The organism is Leucobacter chromiiresistens (genome assembly GCF_900102345.1).
In the GTDB taxonomy this organism is placed as follows: Bacteria; Actinomycetota; Actinomycetes; order Actinomycetales; family Microbacteriaceae; genus Leucobacter; species Leucobacter chromiiresistens.
Genome location: NZ_FNKB01000001.1, coordinates 1,565,971 through 1,584,979, shown reverse-complemented (window position 1 = coordinate 1,584,979; position 19,009 = coordinate 1,565,971). Strand labels below are relative to the sequence as shown.

18 protein-coding genes are annotated in these 19,009 nt (G+C 72.0%); 2 read left to right on the top strand and 16 right to left on the bottom strand.

What is annotated here, in order from left to right; all coding sequences use genetic code 11:
• Positions 1-36 precede the first annotated feature (36 nt).
• The gene (locus BLT44_RS07285; RefSeq protein WP_074690082.1) at positions 37-1,068 is read right to left on the bottom strand and encodes an NYN domain-containing protein; all 1,032 of its coding nucleotides are present in this window, start codon (positions 1,066-1,068) and stop codon (positions 37-39) included.
• Between the two features lie 103 nt (positions 1,069-1,171).
• Positions 1,172-2,635 (bottom strand): amino acid permease, encoded by a 1,464-nt coding sequence (locus BLT44_RS07280; RefSeq protein WP_074690080.1) that lies wholly within the window; start codon positions 2,633-2,635, stop codon positions 1,172-1,174.
• Between the two features lie 212 nt (positions 2,636-2,847).
• On the opposite strand from BLT44_RS07280, the gene BLT44_RS07275 reads away from it, so the two are divergent.
• Positions 2,848-4,245, top strand: coding sequence for an MFS transporter (locus tag BLT44_RS07275; RefSeq protein ID WP_010154693.1), 1,398 nt, complete (start codon positions 2,848-2,850; stop codon positions 4,243-4,245).
• A 205-nt stretch (positions 4,246-4,450) separates the two neighbouring features.
• Here BLT44_RS07275 and BLT44_RS07270 read toward each other — a convergent pair whose 3' ends face one another.
• The 10 genes from BLT44_RS07270 to BLT44_RS07230 form a co-directional block, all read right to left on the bottom strand.
• Positions 4,451-4,810, bottom strand: a complete 360-nt coding sequence (locus BLT44_RS07270; protein ID WP_010154694.1) for a DUF1048 domain-containing protein — start codon at positions 4,808-4,810, stop codon at positions 4,451-4,453.
• A complete protein-coding gene (locus BLT44_RS07265) occupies positions 4,807-5,190 on the bottom strand; it encodes a PadR family transcriptional regulator (protein WP_010154695.1) in 384 nt (127 codons plus the stop codon). The genes BLT44_RS07270 and BLT44_RS07265 overlap by 4 nt, the downstream gene beginning before the upstream one ends.
• 265 nt (positions 5,191-5,455) lie before the next feature.
• Entirely contained in the window at positions 5,456-6,148 is a 693-nt protein-coding gene (locus BLT44_RS07260) for a response regulator (protein WP_010154696.1), read from the bottom strand.
• On the bottom strand, positions 6,145-8,856 hold the full coding sequence (locus BLT44_RS07255) for a DUF4118 domain-containing protein (RefSeq protein WP_074690078.1): 2,712 nt from the start codon (positions 8,854-8,856) through the stop codon (positions 6,145-6,147). Before BLT44_RS07255 ends, BLT44_RS07260 begins: the two co-directional genes overlap by 4 nt.
• A gap of 2 nt (positions 8,857-8,858) precedes the next feature.
• A complete protein-coding gene (gene kdpC, locus BLT44_RS07250) occupies positions 8,859-9,560 on the bottom strand; it encodes a potassium-transporting ATPase subunit KdpC (protein WP_010157876.1) in 702 nt (233 codons plus the stop codon).
• A gap of 72 nt (positions 9,561-9,632) precedes the next feature.
• Complete coding sequence (kdpB, locus tag BLT44_RS07245; protein WP_074690076.1) at positions 9,633-11,834, bottom strand: potassium-transporting ATPase subunit KdpB; 2,202 nt, start codon at positions 11,832-11,834, stop codon at positions 9,633-9,635.
• Positions 11,831-13,516, bottom strand: coding sequence for a potassium-transporting ATPase subunit KdpA (gene kdpA, locus BLT44_RS07240; protein ID WP_010154700.1), 1,686 nt, complete (start codon positions 13,514-13,516; stop codon positions 11,831-11,833). The genes kdpB and kdpA overlap by 4 nt, the downstream gene beginning before the upstream one ends.
• Positions 13,516-13,605, bottom strand: a complete 90-nt coding sequence (gene kdpF / locus BLT44_RS15270; protein ID WP_040504909.1) for a K(+)-transporting ATPase subunit F — start codon at positions 13,603-13,605, stop codon at positions 13,516-13,518. Before kdpF ends, kdpA begins: the two co-directional genes overlap by 1 nt.
• A gap of 67 nt (positions 13,606-13,672) precedes the next feature.
• Positions 13,673-13,801, bottom strand: a complete 129-nt coding sequence (locus BLT44_RS16055) for a hypothetical protein (RefSeq protein ID WP_280513596.1) — start codon at positions 13,799-13,801, stop codon at positions 13,673-13,675.
• A 122-nt stretch (positions 13,802-13,923) separates the two neighbouring features.
• On the bottom strand, positions 13,924-14,514 hold the full coding sequence (locus BLT44_RS07230) for a TetR/AcrR family transcriptional regulator (protein WP_231291468.1): 591 nt from the start codon (positions 14,512-14,514) through the stop codon (positions 13,924-13,926).
• A 104-nt stretch (positions 14,515-14,618) separates the two neighbouring features.
• Between BLT44_RS07230 and BLT44_RS07225 the strand changes: the two genes are divergently transcribed.
• Positions 14,619-15,620, top strand: a complete 1,002-nt coding sequence (locus tag BLT44_RS07225) for an SDR family NAD(P)-dependent oxidoreductase (protein WP_010154702.1) — start codon at positions 14,619-14,621, stop codon at positions 15,618-15,620.
• Positions 15,621-15,629: 9 nt separating this feature from the next.
• On the opposite strand, the gene BLT44_RS16115 is transcribed toward BLT44_RS07225, so the two are convergent.
• The 4 genes from BLT44_RS16115 to BLT44_RS07205 form a co-directional block, all read right to left on the bottom strand.
• Complete coding sequence (locus BLT44_RS16115) at positions 15,630-15,803, bottom strand: YdeI/OmpD-associated family protein (RefSeq protein WP_342341524.1); 174 nt, start codon at positions 15,801-15,803, stop codon at positions 15,630-15,632.
• Positions 15,804-16,157: 354 nt separating this feature from the next.
• Positions 16,158-17,132, bottom strand: a complete 975-nt coding sequence (locus BLT44_RS07215) for an NAD(P)H-quinone oxidoreductase (protein ID WP_074690074.1) — start codon at positions 17,130-17,132, stop codon at positions 16,158-16,160.
• A gap of 46 nt (positions 17,133-17,178) precedes the next feature.
• Positions 17,179-18,138 (bottom strand): IS481 family transposase, encoded by a 960-nt coding sequence (locus BLT44_RS07210; protein WP_083351965.1) that lies wholly within the window; start codon positions 18,136-18,138, stop codon positions 17,179-17,181.
• A 92-nt stretch (positions 18,139-18,230) separates the two neighbouring features.
• Positions 18,231-18,752 carry an FBP domain-containing protein gene (locus tag BLT44_RS07205; RefSeq protein ID WP_244887469.1) on the bottom strand — a complete coding sequence of 174 codons (522 nt, stop codon included), beginning with the start codon at positions 18,750-18,752 and terminating at the stop codon, positions 18,231-18,233.
• Between the last annotated feature and the right edge of the window lie 257 nt (positions 18,753-19,009).

Here is a 19,009-nt window from a genome sequence, read left to right as displayed (position 1 = left end):
CGCCGGGCACCGCGGGCGGCTGCGGCCCCAGCCCGGTCAGATGCTCTGGTCGCGCAGACGCACCAGCCGCTCGTGCCCGGTCTCCTCGAGCTCCGCGACATCGGAGCGCGACTTCAAGAAATCGGAGAAGGATCGGAACCCGAGCGCCTTCTCGTTGAACGACGGATCCATGCGGCGCATCTGCTGCTTGACCGCAGAGCTGTAGAGCCAGCCCGAGTCGTCCTTGTCCTGGCTCAGCCAGAGCGCTCGGATCAGCAGACCGGTGACCGCGATCTCCGCGTCCTCCCCCGACTCGATCGCGTCGCCCGGCTCGACCGCGTTCGCCGCGTCCTGCGCCGCGTCGAGCGCATCCGCGAGCCGCTGATCGGCTGCACCCTCGGCGTCGTCGCCCGCACCGGCGTCGGCATTCGGATGCTCGGCGGCTCCCCCGCGGCCGCCGCGGCCGCGCGAGCGCTTCGGCTGCTCGTCGCGCTGCGCCGACCGCGCCGCGGCGCGCGGCACCGCTTCGACGCCCGGGAGCGCGTCGTACGAGGCGAACTCGTCGCACGCCGCCGTGAGCGCCTTCGCCGTGGATCCGGCGACGCCGACGCCGACGACGTACCGGCCGAGCCGCTTGCACCGCTGCGCGAGGGGCACGTAGTCGGAGTCGCCGGCGACGATGACGACGTGCGTCAGATCGTCGAGGCGGAACATGTCTTCCACCGCATCCACGGCCAGGCGGATGTCGGCGCCGTTCTTCGCGTACGCGGCGGCCGGGAAGAGCTGCACGAGGTCGACCGCTCGCGAGACGAGCTGCGACCGGTACTCGGCGTTCATCGGCGCCGACCAGTCGGCGTAGGCGCGGGTGAGCACGAGGGTGCCGAACGACGACGCGTAGTCGATGATCGCGCCGACGTCGACCACCGCGGCCCGCAGGCGCTCGGCGATCTCGGGCTCGGAGGGGTTCTCGGCGATGCGCTGCCGATCCCGCGCGAACGAGTTGCGCCCGTGCACCCGGTCGTACCAGGAGAGCACGATGTTATCGAAGTCGAGGTAGACCGCGACTCGGCCGTTCTGTGTATCCGCCATTCCTCAAGTGTGCCATCGAACAGCGGACACGCCAACGGCGCGCGGCGCGCTCACGCGGACGGGGCGCGGCGCGGCGCGCGCACGCGAACGGCGCGCGGCGCGCTCACGCCTCGAGCGCCGCCGATGCCTCCGCCCGCGCGCGCTTCGCCCGCGCGCGACGCACGAGCGGCCAGCACACGACCAGCACGCCGGTCGCGATGAGGCTCGTCCACACCTGGGTGCGGCCCGTCTCGGTCGTGAGCATGATCACGAGCACCGCCGCGATGGCCGCGATGAGCAGCAGGTTCAGCCACGGGTGCAGCCACATCTTGAGCTTGAGCCCGGCGACCTCCTCCGGCGTCATGCGCGAGCGCATGCGCATCTGCGTGAGCGCGATGAAGACGTAGACGAAGAGGGCGACGAGGCCAGCGGAGTTCATGATGAACGAGAACACCCCGGAGTCGGGGGCGGCGAAGTTCACGATGGTCGCGACGACGCCGCCGATCGTCGAGGCGAGGAGCGCGGCCACGGGCACGCCGTTCTTCGCCTTCTTCGCGACGAACCTCGGCGCGAAGCCCTGCTCGGCGAGCGAGGAGAACATGCGCGACGCCGAGTAGAGGCCGGAGTTGAGCACGGAGATGACGGCGGTGAAGATGATGAGCTGCATGACGATCGCGGCTCCCGGGAGCCCGAAGAGCTCGAAGACGTAGGTGAACGGCGCCGATGCCACGTCGACGGGCTCGGGCAGCTCGTCCCACGGAACGATCGTGGTGATGACCAGCACGGCTCCCACGAAGAAGAGCAGGATGCGCCAGATCACGGTGCTGGTGGCCTGACGGATGCCCTTCGCCGGATCCTCCGACTCCGCCGACGCCATGACGGCGATCTCGGTGCCGAAGTACGAGAAGATGACGAGCGCCACACCGGTGAACGCGACGCCGAAGCCGTTCGGGGCGAAGCCGCCGTGCTCCCAGAGGTTGGGGATCGAGTAGGTCGCGTTCGGCCAGAGGCCGAAGGCGAACAGCGCACCGGCGCCGAGGAAGACGACGATCGCGAGCACCTTGACGCTCGCGAGCCAGAACTCGACCTCGCCGAAGGTGCGCACGGAGATCAGGTTGGTGCCGACGAAGATGGCGAGCAGCAGCAGCGAGCCGACCCACGAGGGCAGCACGGGGAACCAGCCGTGCAGCGTCTCCCCGCCGAGCACGGCCTCGTAGGCGAGCACGCCGACCCAGAAGTACCAGTAGAGCCAGCCGACGAGGTACGCGGCCCAGTCGCCGAGGCCGACGCGGGCGTACTCCATGAACGAGCCGATCGCGGGGCGCGCCGCCGCCATCTCGCCGAGCATGCGCATCGCGAGGAACACGAGCAGGCCGCCGATGAGGTACGAGAGCACGGCGGCGGGGCCGACGGTGCGGATCACGTTGCCCGACCCGACGAAGAGGCTCGCGCCGATGATGCCGCCGAGCGTGATCATGGTGACGTGGCGCGGGCGGAGCTTCTTGTGCGCGAGCGGCACCGTTCCGGCCGACGTCTCGGGCGATACCGGCTTCGAGTGCCCGGGCGCGGGGCGTGATTCGGAGTTCATGTCGTGCTGGGGGCCTCACTGGTTCGGATGCGGGTGCCGGCTGGAAACCAGCCGGAAACAACCTGCAAATGTTAAGTCAATGCGGCCCAACCGCGAAATCCGGGCCCCGCCCGGACGGCGGAAGCCGAGTTGCGGCACCGTATCTTAAATCGTATATTATTACCGATCCGGCTCGTCACAGGGCCGTAACCCCGTCACAAAGGAGTGCTCCTATGTCTCCAGCATCCGCACCAGGATCGCTGACCCCGACCGGAACGATCGCCACCACGGGCGACCGCCGCCGCGTCGCCATCGCCACCGTCGTCGGCACGACCGTGGAGTGGTACGACTACTTCATCTACGCCTCCGCGGCGGGCCTCGTCTTCAGCCAGCTCTTCTTCGAGCCCGCGGGCTCCGCGGTCGGCACGATCCTCTCCTTCCTCACGGTGGGCATCAGCTTCCTCTTCCGCCCGCTCGGCGCGTTCCTGGCCGGCCACTTCGGCGACCGCTTCGGCCGCCGCATCGTGCTCGTCGTCACCCTCATCCTCATGGGCGCGGCGACCGTGCTCATCGGGCTCCTGCCCACCTACGGTCAGATTGGCATCGCCGCGCCGATCCTGCTCATCCTCCTCCGCATCCTGCAGGGCGTCTCCGCCGGCGGCGAATGGGGCGGCGCCGTGCTGATGGCCGTCGAGCACGCACCCCGCGATCGACGCGGGCTCTACGGGGCGATGCCGCAGATCGGCGTGCCGTTCGGACTCCTGCTCGCCAGCGCCATGCTCGCGATCATGAACATCGTCTTCCCCGGCGACGCCTTCCTCGAGTGGGGCTGGCGCATCCCCTTCCTCTTCTCCATCGTGCTCATCCTCGTCGGCTACTGGGTGCGCCGCCGCGTCGAGGAGAGCCCGGTCTTCACCGAGATCGCGGAGCGCAAGGAGCAGACCGGCGCCCCCATCGTGAAGCTCTTCGCGCGCTTCACACCGCTGGTGATCCTCGCCGCCCTCGTCTTCGCGGGCAACAACGCCGTCGGCTACATGACGACCGGCGGCTACGTGCAGAACTACGCGACGAACCCCGAGGGCCCCGTGGGCCTCGATCGCGGCGCGGTGCTGTGGGCCGTGACCGCCTCGTCGGTGACGTGGCTCGCCGCGACCTTCTTCGCCGGATGGATCTGCGACCGCATCGGCCGGCGGACCACCTACATCCTCGGCTGGGTGCTGCAAGGCGCCGCGCTCTTCGCGCTCTTCCCGCTCGTCAACACCGCGAACCCCCTGCTGCTCGCCGCGGGGCTCATGCTGCTCACCGTCGGGCTCGGCCTCACGTACGGCCCGCAGTCGGCCTGGTACTCCGAGATGTTCCCCGCCTCCGTGCGCTTCTCCGGCGTCTCCATCTCGTACGCCATCGGCGCGATCCTCGGCGGCGCGTTCGCCCCCACCATCGCCGCGTGGCTGCAGCAGAAGACCGGCACCTCGATGTCGGTCACGCTGTACCTCGTCGGCATGACCGTGGTCGGCCTCATCGCGACGCTCCTGCTGCGCGACCGCAAGGGCATCTCGCTGCGCCCCGGCGACGAGGAGGAGCAGCGCCAGGGCATCTACATCTGGGAGCCGGCGAGCGCCCCGAAGCAGTAGCTCCCCCCCCCCTCCCTGCCCCACCGCCGCCCGCCCCCGAGCGGGGTCACTTCGGGAGGGTGTCGCATCGATTGCGGTGCCCGACACCCTCCCGAAGCGACCTCGCTGCCGGAGACGGGCATCCGGCTTCGGGAGCGCCCCCGGTCGGCGCTCCCGAAGCGCTACGGACCACCGGCGGACTGGGCTGACGAGGCGGATCAGGCGGTCAGGCGGCCTCGGCGGCCGCGATCGCGGTGCGCAGGCGTGCGCGCTCCTTGTCGATCCACTGCCGGTCGGAGTATGCGGCGGCGAAGGACTCGGCGAACTCCACCGGGTCGTCGCCGACGATGTCTCGCACCGTCGCCCCGTCGAGCACCGCGCGCTCCCACAGGTCGGCGTGATCCGTCACCATCGCGGCGAGCACCGCGCCGTCGCTGACCATGCCGTAGTACATGAAGTAGCGCTGCAGCGCTCGCGCGACCTCTCGGTAGGGCGCGGGCAGCGCGTCGATGCGCGCGATCGCGGCCTTGTACTGCTTCTTGTCGTCGAGGGAGCCCGTGAGCGTCTCGATCCATTTCGCGGTCATGCGTGATCTCCATTCGTGAGGTGCGGGTTCGTGGCGCTGACGCCCGGGCTCGGGGCCCATGCGGGGCGCAGGGCGTCGATGTGGGAGGCGAGGAAATCCCAGGATTCCCAGAAGCCCGCCAGTCGTTCTCGGCCGGAGGCATCGAGCGAGTACACCTTGCGGGGCGGCCCCTTCTCGGAGGGAACCCTCTCGACCGAGACGTACCCCTTCTGCTCGATGCGCACGAGCAGGGCGTAGATCGTGCCCTCGGCGATGTCGGCGAAGCCGCGCTCCCGCAGCGAGGCCGTGATCTCGTAGCCGTAGGCCGAGCGCTCGGCGAGGATCGCGAGCACGATCCCCTCGAGCGTGCCCTTCAACATCTCCGTCATCTGCGTCGCCATGCGGTGCCCTCCCTACTCTGCGTCACTCACTACCCTTATAAAGTAACACTAGGTACCGCTACTTGGCAACACCGAATAGTGCACTAAGCGACCCCCTCCGCCACTCCCCCTGCGGGGTCACTTCGGGAGGGTGTCGCCCCGGTTACGGAGCTCGACACCCTCCCGAAGTGACCCCGCTCTCAGAAGAAGAGGCGGCGGGGCGGGGCGGCGCTGACGGCGGGGCGGCGCTGACGGCGGGGCGGTGCACGGGGCGGGGCGGCGGGGCCTACACCGTGACGTTCTCGAGGCGGTAGCCCATTCCCGCCTCGGTGATGAGGTGGACGGGGTTCGCGGGATCCGCCTCGATCTTCTTGCGCAGCTGCGACAGGTACAGTCGCAGATACCCCGTGTCCTCGATGTGCTCCGACCCCCAGATGGTGGTGAGCAGCGTCTGCCGGGTCACGAGGCGCCCGGGGTTGCGGATCAGCAGCTCCAGAACCTGCCACTCGGTCGGCGTGAGCCTGACCTGCTGCTCCCCCTCGGGGGTCGCGCGTGTGACGCTGCGCGCCGCGAGATCGACGGTGACGTCGCCGAGCCGCACCACGGGCACCGCCTCGTCGCGCACGACGCGGCGGGCGAGCGCGCGGATGCGGGCCAGCAGCTCCTCGATGGCGAACGGCTTCGTCACGTAGTCGTCGGCGCCCGCGTCGAGCGCATCCACCTTGTCGGCGGCGCCCGCGCGCCCCGAGACGACCAGAATCGGGGCCTGCGACCACCCGCGGATCGCCTCGATCACCTCGATGCCGTTCAGCGCCGGCATGCCGAGGTCGAGCAGGAAGAGGTCGGGCCGGTGATCGATGGCGGCCGCGATGGCCTGCGCGCCGTCGGCCGCCACGAACACGTCGTATCCCTTCGCGGTGAGCGTGATGCGCAGCGCGCGCAGGATCTGCGGGTCGTCGTCGGCGATGAGGATCTTCACGAGCGGGGGCCTCCTGACGGTGCAGCATCGCGGGCGGGGTCGGAATCGGGCGCGGAGTCGGTGCCTGGCGCGGAGCCGGTGTCGGGTTCGGAGTCGGTGCCTGGCGCGGAGCCGGTGTCGGGTTCGGGATCGGCTCCGGGTGCGACCGGCAGCGAGACGACCATGGTGAGCCCGCCGCCCGGGGTGCCCTCGGGCAGCAGCGTGCCGTGCATCGAGTCGACGAAGCCGCGGGAGAGGGCGAGCCCGAGGCCGAGACCCGAGGTGTTGTCGGTGTCGCCGAGGCGCTGGAACGGTACGAAGATGTCGTCGTACTTGTCGGCGGCGATGCCGGGCCCGTGGTCGATGATGCGGATCTCGAGGCGATCGGCGAACGTACTCGTGGTGACCGTGACCCGCTCCCCCGCGGCCGTGTAGCGCGACGCGTTCGCGAGCAGGTTCACGATGACGCGCTGCAGCAGCACCGGATCGGCCTGCACCGCCGTCTCGCCGTGCTGCAGGGCGAGCGAGACCTCGTTCGGCCCCATGCCGAGCTCGTCGAGCGCCGGTGCGATGACGGCCTCGGGGTCGGTCGGAGCGACGCGGATCGACAGCGCTCCGGCCTGGATGCGGGTGACGTCGAGCAGGTCGGTGACGAGGGCGCCGAGCCCGTCGAGGCTCTCGGCGGCGGTGTCGAGGAGTTCGCGCCGGTCCTCCGCGCTCAGCTCGATGCCGGGGGCCCGCAGCCCGCCGATCGCGGCAGTCGCGGCGGCGAGCGGACGGCGCAGGTCGTGGCTGAGCGCCGAGAGCAGCGCGCCCCGCACCCGGTCGGATGCGGCGATGGGCTCGATCTCGCGGGCGGTGCGCTCGAGGCGCCGGTGCTCGAGCGCGGCCGAGAGCTGGGACCCGACGACCGTGAGGAGGCGGCGCTCGGAGGCCGCGAGTTCGGCGCCAGTGAGCTGCAGGGTCGCGTCGTCGCCGACGGCGATGTCGATGCACGCCGGATCGCCCTCAGCAGGGGCCGGCGCGGCGCCCTCGGCCCGCACTCCGATCCCGGCTCCCGCGCCGGCTCCCGCCTCGGCCCCGTCGGGCGCTGCCGGCACCGCCGACTCGCCCGATGCGGCGAGCACGGTGCCGCCGGCGTCGACGAGCCGCACGGCGCTCAGCCCGAAGGCCTCGCGCGTGCGGTCCACGAGCGCCTGCAGCGCGTCGTCGCCGCGCAGCACGCTCCCCGCGATCGTCTGGATGAGCTCGGCCTCCGCGGCCGAGCGGCGGGCGGCGCGGGTGTACCGCGCGGCGCGGTCGACGATCACGCTGACGAGCACCGCGATGACCACGTACAGGGCGACGGCCAGCAGGTGCAGCGGTTCGTGGATGTGCACCGTGTGCAGCGGCTCGATGAAGAAGAAGTCGAGCGTGATCCCCGAGAGCACCGCGGCGAACAGGGCGGGCCAGAAGCCGCCGACGAGCGCGACGAGCACGACGAGCAGCTGGTAGCTGAGCACGTCGCTCGTGATCGAGTCGTCGCTGCGCAGCGAGGCGAGGAGCCAGGTGAGCAGCGGGCCGCCGACGAGCGCGAGCGCGAAGCCGAGCACCCTGCGCCGCGCGGTGAGCGCCCCGGTGCGGCGCGGCAGCGCGAGCCGGCGCGCGCCCTCCGCGTGATTCACCATGTGCACGTCGATGTCGCCGGATTCGCGCACCACGGTCGCGCCGATCCCCGGCCCCGTGAGCGCGGCGACGAGGCGCCCGCGCCGGCTCGCGCCGAGCACGAGCTGGGTGGCGTTCACGGAGCGCGCGAATTCGACGAGCGCGGTCGGCACGTCCTCGCCGATGACCTGGTGGTAGCTGCCGCCGAGCTTCTCGACGAGCGTGCGCTGCTGCGTGAGGGCGGCGGGGTGCTCGGTGCGCAGCCCGTCCTGGCTCGACACGTGCACGGCCAGCAGCTCTCCGCCGGCCGAGCGCGCCGCGATCCGGGCCCCGCGGCGCAGCAGCGTCTCCCCCTCCGGGCCGCCCGTGAGCGCCACCACGACCCGCTCCCGCGCCTCCCAGGTGCTGCTGATGCCGTGCTCGGCGCGATACCCCTTGAGGGCCTGGTCGACCTCGTCGGCCAGCCACAGCAGCGCGAGCTCGCGCAGCGCGGTCAGGTTGCCGATGCGGAAGTAGTTGGAGAGGGCCGCGTCGATGCGCTCGGCGGGGTACACGGAGCCGCCCGAGAGGCGGTCGCGGAGGGCCTGCGGGGCGAGGTCGATGACCTCGATCTGATCGGCGCCGCGCAGAAAGCGGTCGGGCACGGTCTCGCGCTGCGGGGCGCCCGTGATCTGCTCCACCACGTCGTTTAGCGACTCGATGTGCTGGATGTTGAGCGTCGAGATGACGTCGATGCCGTGGTCGAGCAGCACGTCGACGTCTTGCCAGCGCTTCTCGTGGGCGCCGCCCGGCGCGTTGGTGTGGGCGAGCTCGTCGACGAGGGCCACCTCGGGCGCGCGATCGAGCACCGCGGCGAGGTCCATCTCCTCCAGTTGCACGCCGCGGTGCGTCACCCGGGTGCGGGCCACCTCGGGCAGCCCGGCGGCCATCGCCGCGGTCGCCTGCCGCCCGTGGGTCTCGACGAGGGCGATCACCACGTCGACGCCGTCGGCGCGCATGCGCCGGGCCTCTTCGAGCATGGCGAACGTCTTGCCGACGCCGGGGGCGGCGCCGAGCAGCACCCGGAGCCGCCCCCGTCTCGTCATCGTCACTCCTCGGTTTCGGCGGGCGCCGCGCCGGGCTGCCCGTTCCGCCCCGCGTCGAGGCCCGCGCCGGCGGCCTGCACCGGGTGCGTCGCATCGAGCGCCACGTTGAGCTCCAGGATATTCACTCGCGGCTGTCCGAGGAATCCGAGATCGGCGGCGCGCGTGTGCGCCGCGACGAGATCGAGCACCTCCCCCACGTCGAGGCCCCGGGCTGCGGCGACGCGCTCGGCCTGGATGCGCGCGTACGCCGGGCTGATGTGGGGGTCGAGCCCCGATGCGGAGGCGGTCACGGCGTCGGCGGGCACGGCCGACTCGGGTACGCCCTCGAACGCGGCGATGTCGGCCCGCCGCTGCTCGACGGCGGCGACGAGGTCGGGGTTCTCGGGGCCGAGGTTCGACCCCGAGGATGCGGCCGCGTCGTAGCCGTCGCCCGCGGCCGAGGGGCGGGGCTGGAAGTACTCGGGCAGGGGCGCGCCGTCGGCGTCGGCGAACGACTGGCCGATGAGGGACGATCCGACGACGTCGCCGTCGGGCCCCGAGACGAGGGAGCCCGCAGCCTGCGCCGGTGCGACGAGGTGCGCGACGCCGGTGATGAGCAGCGGGTAGCCGATGCCGAGGACGAGGGTGCCGAGGGCCATGGCTCGGAGGGCGACTCCGATGGTGCGGAGCTGCGGGCGGCCCGCGAGCCGGGTGCGTGCGTGCATGTGAGACAGCTTTCTGTGCGTTGGGGGGGGGCGAGGATCGGGGGCGCGTGCTGCGGACGGAATCGCCGCCGGTCAGAATCCGGGGATCAGCCGCACGGCCTGGTCGATGAGCCAGATGCCCGCGAACGGCGTGATGAGGCCGCCGAGCCCGTAGAGCGCGAGGTTGCGACCGAGGATCTGCGACGCGCTGCCCGCCCGGAAGCGGACGCCGCGCAGCGCGAGCGGAATGAGGAACACGATGACGATCGCGTTGAAGACGATCGCCGAGAGCACCGCGGAGGCCGGCGAGTGCAGGCCCATGATGTTGAGCACCGCGAGCTGCGGGAACACGCCCATGAACATCGCGGGGATGATCGCGAAGTACTTCGCGATGTCGTTGGCGATCGAGAAGGTCGTGAGCGCGCCGCGCGTGATGAGGAGCTGCTTGCCGATGCGCACGATGTCGATGAGCTTCGACGGATCGGAGTCGAGGTCGACCATGTTGCCGGCCTCCTTCGCGGCGGAGGTGCCGGTGTTCATGGCGACGCCCACGTCGGCCTGCGCGAGCGCCGGCGCGTCGTTCGTGCCGTCGCCCGTCATCGCGACGAGGTTGCCGCCCTCCTGCTCGCGGCGGATGTACGCGAGCTTGTCCTCCGGCGTCGCCTCGGCGAGGAAGTCGTCGACCCCCGCCTCCTGCGCGATCGCGGCGGCGGTGAGCGGGTTGTCGCCCGTGATCATGACGGTCCGGATCCCCATGCCCCGCAGCTCCGCGAACTTCTCGGGGAGCCCCTCCTTGACCACGTCCTTCAGGTGCACGACGCCGAGGATGCGGGCGGGCGCTCCGGGGCGGTGCTCGGCGACGACGAGCGGCGTGCCGCCGCTCTGCGAGACCTCGGCGACGCGCTGCTCGAGCTCCGCGCGCACCGCGGCCGGCAGCGCGGCGCGGTCGGCGGCGCTCGCCGCGAGCCCGGCCTCGGCGCCGCTCGTGCCGCCCGACGCTCCCACCGCCGCGACCTCGGCCCGCTCGGCCCGCTCGGCCTGCTCCACCTGCTCCACCCAGGCGGCGATCGCGGAGCCCGCGCCCTTGCGGATGCGGGTGCCGTCGGGCAAGTCGAGGCCCGACATGCGGGTCTGCGCCGTGAACGGCACGATCTCGCCGGCCGGCCGCCGGTCGAACCGGCGCCCCTCCGCCTCGGCGAGCTCGACGATCGAGACGCCCTCGGGAGTGGGGTCGGCGAGCGACGAGAGCGCCGCCGCCTCGACGAGCTCCTGCTCCCGCACCCCGTCGAGCCGCAGGAACGCGCTCGCGCGACGATTGCCGTAGGTGATGGTGCCGGTCTTGTCGAGCAGCAGGGTCGTCACGTCGCCGGCGGCCTCGACCGCGCGGCCCGACATGGCGAGCACGTTGCGCTGCACGAGCCGATCCATGCCGGCGATGCCGATCGCGCTGAGCAGCGCGCCGATCGTCGTCGGGATGAGGCAGACCAGCAGTGCGGCGAGCACCGTCACGCTGACGGGCGCCGCGGCGTAGCTCGCGATGGGGTTCAGGGTGAGCGCCACCACCACGAAGATGATCGACAGGCTCGCGAGCAGAATGTTCAGCGCGATCTCGTTCGGCGTCTTCTGGCGCGCAGCGCCCTCGACCAGCGCGATCATGCGGTCGACGAAGGTCTCGCCCGGCATCGAGGTGATGCGCACCACGATGCGGTCGGAGAGCACGCGCGTGCCGCCGGTCACCGCCGAGCGGTCGCCGCCCGACTCGCGCACCACCGGGGCGGATTCGCCGGTGATCGCCGACTCGTCGACCGAGGCGATGCCCCAGACGATGTCGCCGTCGCCGGGAATGAGCTCCCCCGCCCGCACCACGACGTGATCGCCGAGGCGCAGGTCGGAGGAGGCGACCGGCTCGAGCGTCGCGCGATCCGCCGCCGCGTCCGCCCCCGCGTCGTAGTGCGCGACGCGCTGCGCCGTGGTGGCCGCCCGCGTCTGCCGCAGCGAGTCGGCCTGCGCCTTGCCGCGCCCCTCGGCCACCGACTCCGCGAGGTTCGCGAACAGCACGGTCACCCACAGCCAGACGGCGATGGCCCAGGTGAAGGAGGCGGGCACGGGCGAGCCGCCCGAGTCGGCCGGGCCGCCCGAGTCGGCCGGGCCGCCGACGAAGGGCTCCGCGACGGCGAGCACCGTGGTGAGTGCGGCCCCGACCCACACGATGAACATCACCGGGTTGCGCCACTGCCGGCGCGGGTCGAGTTTGCGGAGAGCGCCGGGGAGTGCGGCGCGCAGCATGGAGATCATGACATCAGCCCTTCAGCCAGGGGACCCAGCGCGAGAACGGGGAAGAACGTGAGCGCGGTGACGAGGAGCGTCACCGCGGTGAGCATGCCGACGAACAGCGGCCGGTGGGTGGGCAGCGTGCCCGCCGTGGTGGGCACGCGATCCTGCGCCGCGAGCGAGCCCGCGAGGGCGAGCACGAGCACGATGGGCACGAACCGGCCGAGCAGCATCGCGACGCCGAGCGCGATGTTCATCCACGGCGTATTCGCCGTGAGGCCGGCGAACGCCGAGCCGTTGTTGTTCGCGGCGGAGGTGAACGCGTAGAGCACCTCGGAGAGGCCGTGCGACCCCGGGTTCCAGATCGAGGTCGCGATGACCTCGTCGCGCACCCCCGGCACCGCGAAGCTGAGCGCCGTGCCGGCGAGCACGAGCGTCGGGGCGATGAGGATGTACAGCGCGCCGAGGGTGATCTCGCGAGTGCCGATCTTCTTGCCGAGATACTCGGGGGTGCGGCCGATGAGCAGGCCGGCGATGAAGACCGCGATGATGGCGAGCACGAGCACGGCGTAGAGCCCCGATCCGACCCCGCCGGGCGACACCTCGCCGAGCATCATGTTCAGCATCGGCAGCATGCCGCCGAGCGCGGTGTACGAGTCGTGCATCGAGTTCACGGCGCCCGTCGACGTGCCCGTGCTCGTCGTCGCGAAGAGCGTCGACCCCACGATGCCGAAGCGCCACTCCTTGCCCTCGAGCGCGCCGCCCGCCAGCTCGGGCGCCGTGCCGCGGCCCGCGCTCTCGATCGCGGTGAGCAGGGCGAACGAGGCGACGTAGAGGATCGCCATGACGCTCACGATCGCGAGGCCCTGCCGGGTGTCGCCGACCATGCGGCCGAAGGCGCGCGGCATGCTGAACGGGATCAGCAGCATGAGCACCACCTGCGCGAGGCTCGTCCACGGCGTCGGGTTCTCGAAGGGATGCGCCGAGTTGGCGTTGAAGAAGCCGCCGCCGTTCGTGCCGAGCAGCTTGATGGCCTCCTGCGACGCCACCGGCCCGCCCGGAATGCTCTGCGCGGCGCCGCTCAGCGTCGTCACGTCGGTGAACCCGGCGAAGTTCTGCACCACGCCGCCGACCGCCAGCACGACGGCGGCGATCGTCGCGAGCGGCACGAGCACGCGCACGGTGCCGCGCGTCAGGTCGACCCAGAAGTTACCGATCGTGCCCGAGCGGCGGGCCGCGAAGCCGCGCACCAGCGCGACCGCGACCGCCATGCCGACGGCCGCCGACACGAAGTTCTGCACGGCGAGGCCGGCGATCTGCACGGTGTACCCGAGGGTCTGCTCGGGCGAGTACGACTGCCAGTTCGTGTTCGTGACGAACGACACCGCCGTGTTGAACGAGAGGTGCTCCGACGGCGCGGGGAGCCCGAGCGCGTAGGGCAGCCACGGCTGGAGGCGCTGCAGCGCGTACACGATCAGCACGCCCACCGCGGAGATGATGAGCACGCCTCGCAGGTACGAGCGCCACGTCTGCTCCGCCCGCTCGTCGACGCCGATCGCCCGGTAGACGACGCGCTCGACGCGCCAGTGCTTGGGCGACGTGTACGTCCAGGCGAGGTAGTCGCCGAACGGCCGGTACAGCACCGCGAGTAGGAGCGCGACGGTCGCGATCGAGGCGAGCGCGACCAGGGCGGTCGACCCGGCCATCAGAAGCGCTCCGGCTTCAGGAGCGCGACGACGAGATAGGCGAGCGCCCCGACGGCGAGGAGCGCGGCCAGCGCTTCGAAGACGATCACAGCCGCTCCACCCCCTTCGCCAGCACGCCGATGAGCGCGAACACGGCGATCACGCCCAGCACGGTGATCAGATCCAGCACGGGATCTCCATTCGAGAAGCGCCGACCGCCGCAGCGGCCGGGAGCCCGTCCTTCGGGCTCACCCCCTGATCGAACACCCGGGCGGCCCGCTGCGCGGCGATCCTCACGGAATCCATACGGCCCCGCCGCGATTGCTCACGCGACGCTCACACCGCCGCGCCCCGGGGCGCTCCGGCGGGCTGCCGCGCCCTGGGGCGGTTCGGCGCGCTGCGGCGCGTTGCCGGGGAGCTGCGGCGCGTTACCGCGGCGGTGCGACGATGCCGTGCATCACGTGCGCGACGATGCCGCGCAGGCGCTCCTCGCTGTGCACGGCGCCGGTGAGCGCGGCGTACGCGGTGATCGCGATGAGGTGGTCGGCGAGCAGGATCGCGTCGACTCCGTCGCGGAGCGCTCCGTGCTCGGCTGCGCGATCGATGCGCCGCTGCACCCACTCGCGGATCGGCGCGGCCAGGCGGTCGTTGAGCGCCGCACCGATCTCGGGGTCGGCGGCGGTGACGGCGATCAGGGCGCGGGCCACGCCGAGCCCCTCGGCGCGCTGGAGCTGCCGTGTCGATTCGGTGAGCCAGGCGAGGAGGTCGGCCGCCAGGTCGGGCGCCGCATCGCCGGTGTCGTGCGGCAGCGGGATGTGCGCGGGCAGCGCGCCCTCGACGAGCGCCTCCCCGAGGATCGCGGCCTTGTTCGGCCACCACCGGTAGATCGTCTGCTTCGAGACGCCGGCGTCGGCCGCGAGCCGCTCGATGGTGAGCGCCTCGTACCCCTCGCCCGTCACCGCGCGGCGCATCGACGCCAGCACGGCCCGGCGGGCGGTTTCGCTTCGCGGTCTCGGCACGCAATCAGGGTACTCGGGTGTACCGTGGTGCATAAGTGGACGCACCGTTGCGAAACACGATTCGCCCCGGTTCCGACGCGCCCGCGCTCAGCGAAGGAGACATCATGGCACTCACGGCTCGATCCAGCATCGGCGACTGGCTCGCGGACCCCGCCGGCGGCGAACTCGTGCGCGGGCTGCTCGCGCAGTCCGGCGCCGACCCCGCATCGCTCGCCCCCGTGCTCGGGCTCCCCCTGCAGCAGCTCGTCACCCTCAGCCAGGGCGCGATACCCCAGTCGGTCGTCGACGACCTCGTGCGCGCGGCGAACGGCGGCGAGCTGCCCGAATCCGCCGAGGAGACCGGGTGGACGGAGCGCATCACGCCCGGGCGCTTCGCCGGGAGGACCATCGTCGTGACGGGCGCCGCGTCGGGCATCGGCCGGGCGACCGCGTCGCGCATCGCGCGCGAGGGCGGCCGCGTCGTCGCCTGCGACATCGCAGCTGAGAAGCTTGAGGCGCTCGCCGCCGAGCTGCCCGACGCCGACATCGTCGCCGTCGCCGGCGACCTCACCCGGCAGGATGCGATCGACCGCGTGATCGCCGCCGCGGGCGACCGGATCGACGGGCTCGCGAACGTGGCCGGCGTCAACGACGACTTCTCGCCCGCGGGCGAGACGCCCGACGCCGTCTGGTATCGGGTGATCGCGATCAACCTCACCGCACCGTTCAAGCTGATGCGCGCCGTGCTCCCGGCGATGGAGGCGGCCGGGCGGGGCGCGATCCTGAACGTCGCGAGCGAGGCCGCACTGCGCGGCAACGCGTCGGGCAACGCCTACACCGCCAGCAAGCACGGCATCGTGGGCGTCACGAAGTCGGCGGCCTTCATGTACGGGCCGCGCGGGATCCGGGTGAACGCGGTCGCCCCCGGCGGCGTCGCCACGGGCATTCCGATGCCGCCGAACATGTCGGAGGCGGGGTCTGCACGGCTCGCGCCGTTCCAGCAGTCGATCCCGACGATCGCGACGGCCGAGCACCTCGCCGCGTCGATCACATTCCTGCTCTCGGATGACGCGGTCAACATTAACGGCGCGATTCTCGCCTCCGACGGCGGGTGGTCGGTGCAGTAACGGCGCAGATCAGGGCTCGCGCAGTCTCGCGAGGAGCGCGGCCGCGCGCCGCGCTCGGGTCTCGGGCCGCACGGCGGTGGCGATCGGGTGGAGGGCGCTGTAGCGCGCGCTGCGACTGAGCGCCTCGAAGGCGGATCGCGCCGCCGCGTCGGCGGCGAGCGCGCTCGCGAGCTCCTCGGGCACGGCCATCGTCGCGGCGCCCGCGCGCGCTCGACCTCGGCGCGCCCCCGCGGGCGCAGACGCCCCTCGGCCTCGAGCCGGGCGATGATCTCGACGTTGCGCTGCGACCACATCGAGCGCGCGCGCCGCGGGGTGAAGCGCTGCAGAAAGGTGTCGGCGTTGCGCGACCGCTTCTGCCCGTCGATCCACCCGCTGCAGAGCGCCGCCTCCAGGGCCTGCTGGTAGCTCAGCGACGTGGGGGTGGTGGTGCCCTTCTTGGCGAGCACCACCCACCCGCCGTCGTGCGCGCCCTCATGGGCTGCGAGCCACGCCCCCCACGCCGCGGCGTCGGCGAACACGGCGGGCTCGGCGAAGACGTCAGCCGGCGACATCGAGGATCACCTTCCCGAGGTGCCCGCCCGCCCGCAGCATCTCGTGCGCGCGGGCGGCTTCGGCGAGCGGCACCCGCGCGTGCACGGGCAGCGAGATCTCGCCGTTCTCGAGCAGCGGCCACACGAGTTCGGCGGTGCGCTCGAGGATGCGCTGCTTGTCGTGCGGTGCGCGCGAGCGCACCGTGGTGCCGATGACGCGGGCCCGCTTGCCCATGAGCGCGGCCACGTCGAGTTCGCCGGCGGCGCCGCCCAGGGTGCCGATGATGACGAGGCGGCCGAACTCCCGCAGCATCGCGACGTTGTCGCGGAGCGCGGGGCCGCCGACGATGTCGAGGATGATGTCGGCGCCGCCCGCGTCGCGCACCGCCGCCGCGATGTCGGTGGTGCGCCGGTTCCAGGCCTCGGCGGCCCCGAGGCGCCGCACCTCGGCGACGGCCTCGTCCGATCCGACGGTGGTGAGCACGCGCGCGCCGAGCGCGCTGGCGAACTGGATCGCGAAGGTGCCGATGCCGCCGGTGCCGCCGTGCACCAGCACGGTCTGGGGTTCGGGTGCCGCTCCCCCGTTGCCGCCGGCGGGCTCGGCGCGCAGGCCCCCCTCGATGACCAGGTTCGAGACGACGGTCGCCGCGACCTCGATGATGCCTCCCGCGTCGGCGAGCGAGAGCGCGGGCGGCGCGGGCACGACCTGCGCCTCGGGCACGGCCACGACCTCGGCGTACCCGCCGCCCGCGAGCAGCGCCACGACCGGCTCGCCGGTGTCTCGGCGGTGCCCCGAGACTTCGAGGCCCGGCAGGTCGGAGGCCCCCGGGGGCGGCGGGTAGTGCCCCGCGGCCTGGGCGACGTCGGCGCGGTTCACTCCCGCCGCGACGACGTCGATGAGGATCTCGCCCTCGCCCGCAGCCGGTTCCGGCAGATCGGCGAGTTCGAGTCGGTGGTCGTCGGTGATGGTGATGGCGCGCATGGGCCCACGCTAGACCCGGCCGCGCGCCGCCGCTAGCTGTACTTGGTCATGAGGTTGGTGCCAGTCGGCTGATCGGGGGACGGCCGTGTGCGGCGGTGTGAGGTCGAGCGTAGTTGTAGTGCTCCAACCACGCATCGAGCGCGGCGGTGCGATCGTCGTTCGATGCGTAGGGGCGTCGATATGCCCACCCGTCGGCCAGGGTGCGGTTGAACCGTTCGGCCTTGCCGTTCTGCCACGGTGAGCGTGGACGAATCAGGACGTGAGTGGCCGTCAGCGCGGCCAGAGCGTTGCGGAACGCGCGGGAACGTCGGTAGGCCAAAGCGTTGTCCGTCATGACCTGACGGATGCGGACCCCGTGGCTCGCGAAGAACGCGGCGGCGTCGGCCATGAACGTCGCGCAGGTGGTCGCCTGCTCATCGGGCAGGACCTGCGCGAATGCCAACCGGGTGTGGTCGTCCACGGCGACGTGGACGTAGTCGAAGCCGATGCCGCGTTTACGAACCTGCTCGGAGCGGCCGTGGGCGCGCCAGCCCCCACCGTCGGGGATGCGGCCCAGCTTCTTGACGTCGACATGGACCAGATCACCGGCACGCTCGCGTTCGTAACGGTGATCGGTGGCCCGTGAGGCACGGATCACTTCTCCGGTCACGCGATCGATATCAGCCAGACGTGGAAGGCCGGCCCGGCGGATGATCCGCCCGGCTGTCGAGGGCGAGACACCGAAGCGGGCTGCCAACTCGAACGCGTTGTCCCGGTCAGCGATCCTGGCCGCTACGACCGCCGTCGCGATCTCCACCGGTGTGGCCGTCGGCATCGATTTGGGCCTGGAGGAACGGTCTTCCAGGCCAGCCGGTCCTTGGCGGCGATAGCGACCCCACCAGCGGTGAGCACACGTGCGGGAGATCCCCATCTCCTTGGCCACATGGGACACCGGACGACCCGCAGCGATCCGTTCGCACAGGATCTGGCGGCCACGAATAGTCAGAACAGCATTACGGTGGGACAAGAGAAGGCCTCCCTCGGCGATGACTTAGACACCACCAATGATGGGGGCCTTCTCCCTTCCCCTCGTGATACCAACCTCATGACCAAGTACAGCTAGCGCCCGGTGATCAGCATGTCGGCGAAGCCGGCGACCCGCTGCTGCAGCCGCTCGATGCGGCGCCGCCGGTCGGCGTCCATGTCGAAGCCGTCGTAGGGTGCGGGCGGATCGGCGCGGACCACCCAGGAGCACTGGAAGTTGCGGCACAGCAGGCTGCCGACGGTGTTGCCGCGCCGGCCCGATTCGCCGACGCGTCGAGCGGAGAAGAAGACCACCTCGTTGATGAGACGGGGGTCGCGGCACCACTCGCAGATCTGCCGCCGCTGGGGCGCCGCGTTCGACTGGCGCAGCAGCACGCCGGCCGGCGCACCGTCGGGGGCGGGGAGCACCGCGTAGGCGCGACCCGCGAACTTGGGGTCGTGCCAGCCGAGGTAGTCGAGGGAATCCCAGTCGCGGGTGTCGAGGTCGTCGGGCAGCCCCGCTACGGAGACCTCTTTTCGCGAGGCGTTGATGAAGCTGGAGCGGATGGTGTCTGCGGTGAGCGGAAGCATGAGCGTGTCCTGTTCGAACGGGGGCATTCGGCCGGGACGCCGAGCGTCGGCGTCGGCGGCGCGTCGCTCGGGTGCGACTCGAGATGCCCGGGTGTGGGTGGGAGGGCCCGCGCCCCGACGGGGGTGCGGGTGCGTCTCGGCGGGGCCGCGGCACGCGGCGCGCATCGCCGAGCGGCGGAGTCAGCTGTCGAGGGCGGAGACTCCGCCGACGACCTCCCCACGCCCCAGGGGCATTCGCTGCGCATCGTTCACCCGGCAACGGTAGCATGCGGATCGGAGAGCAC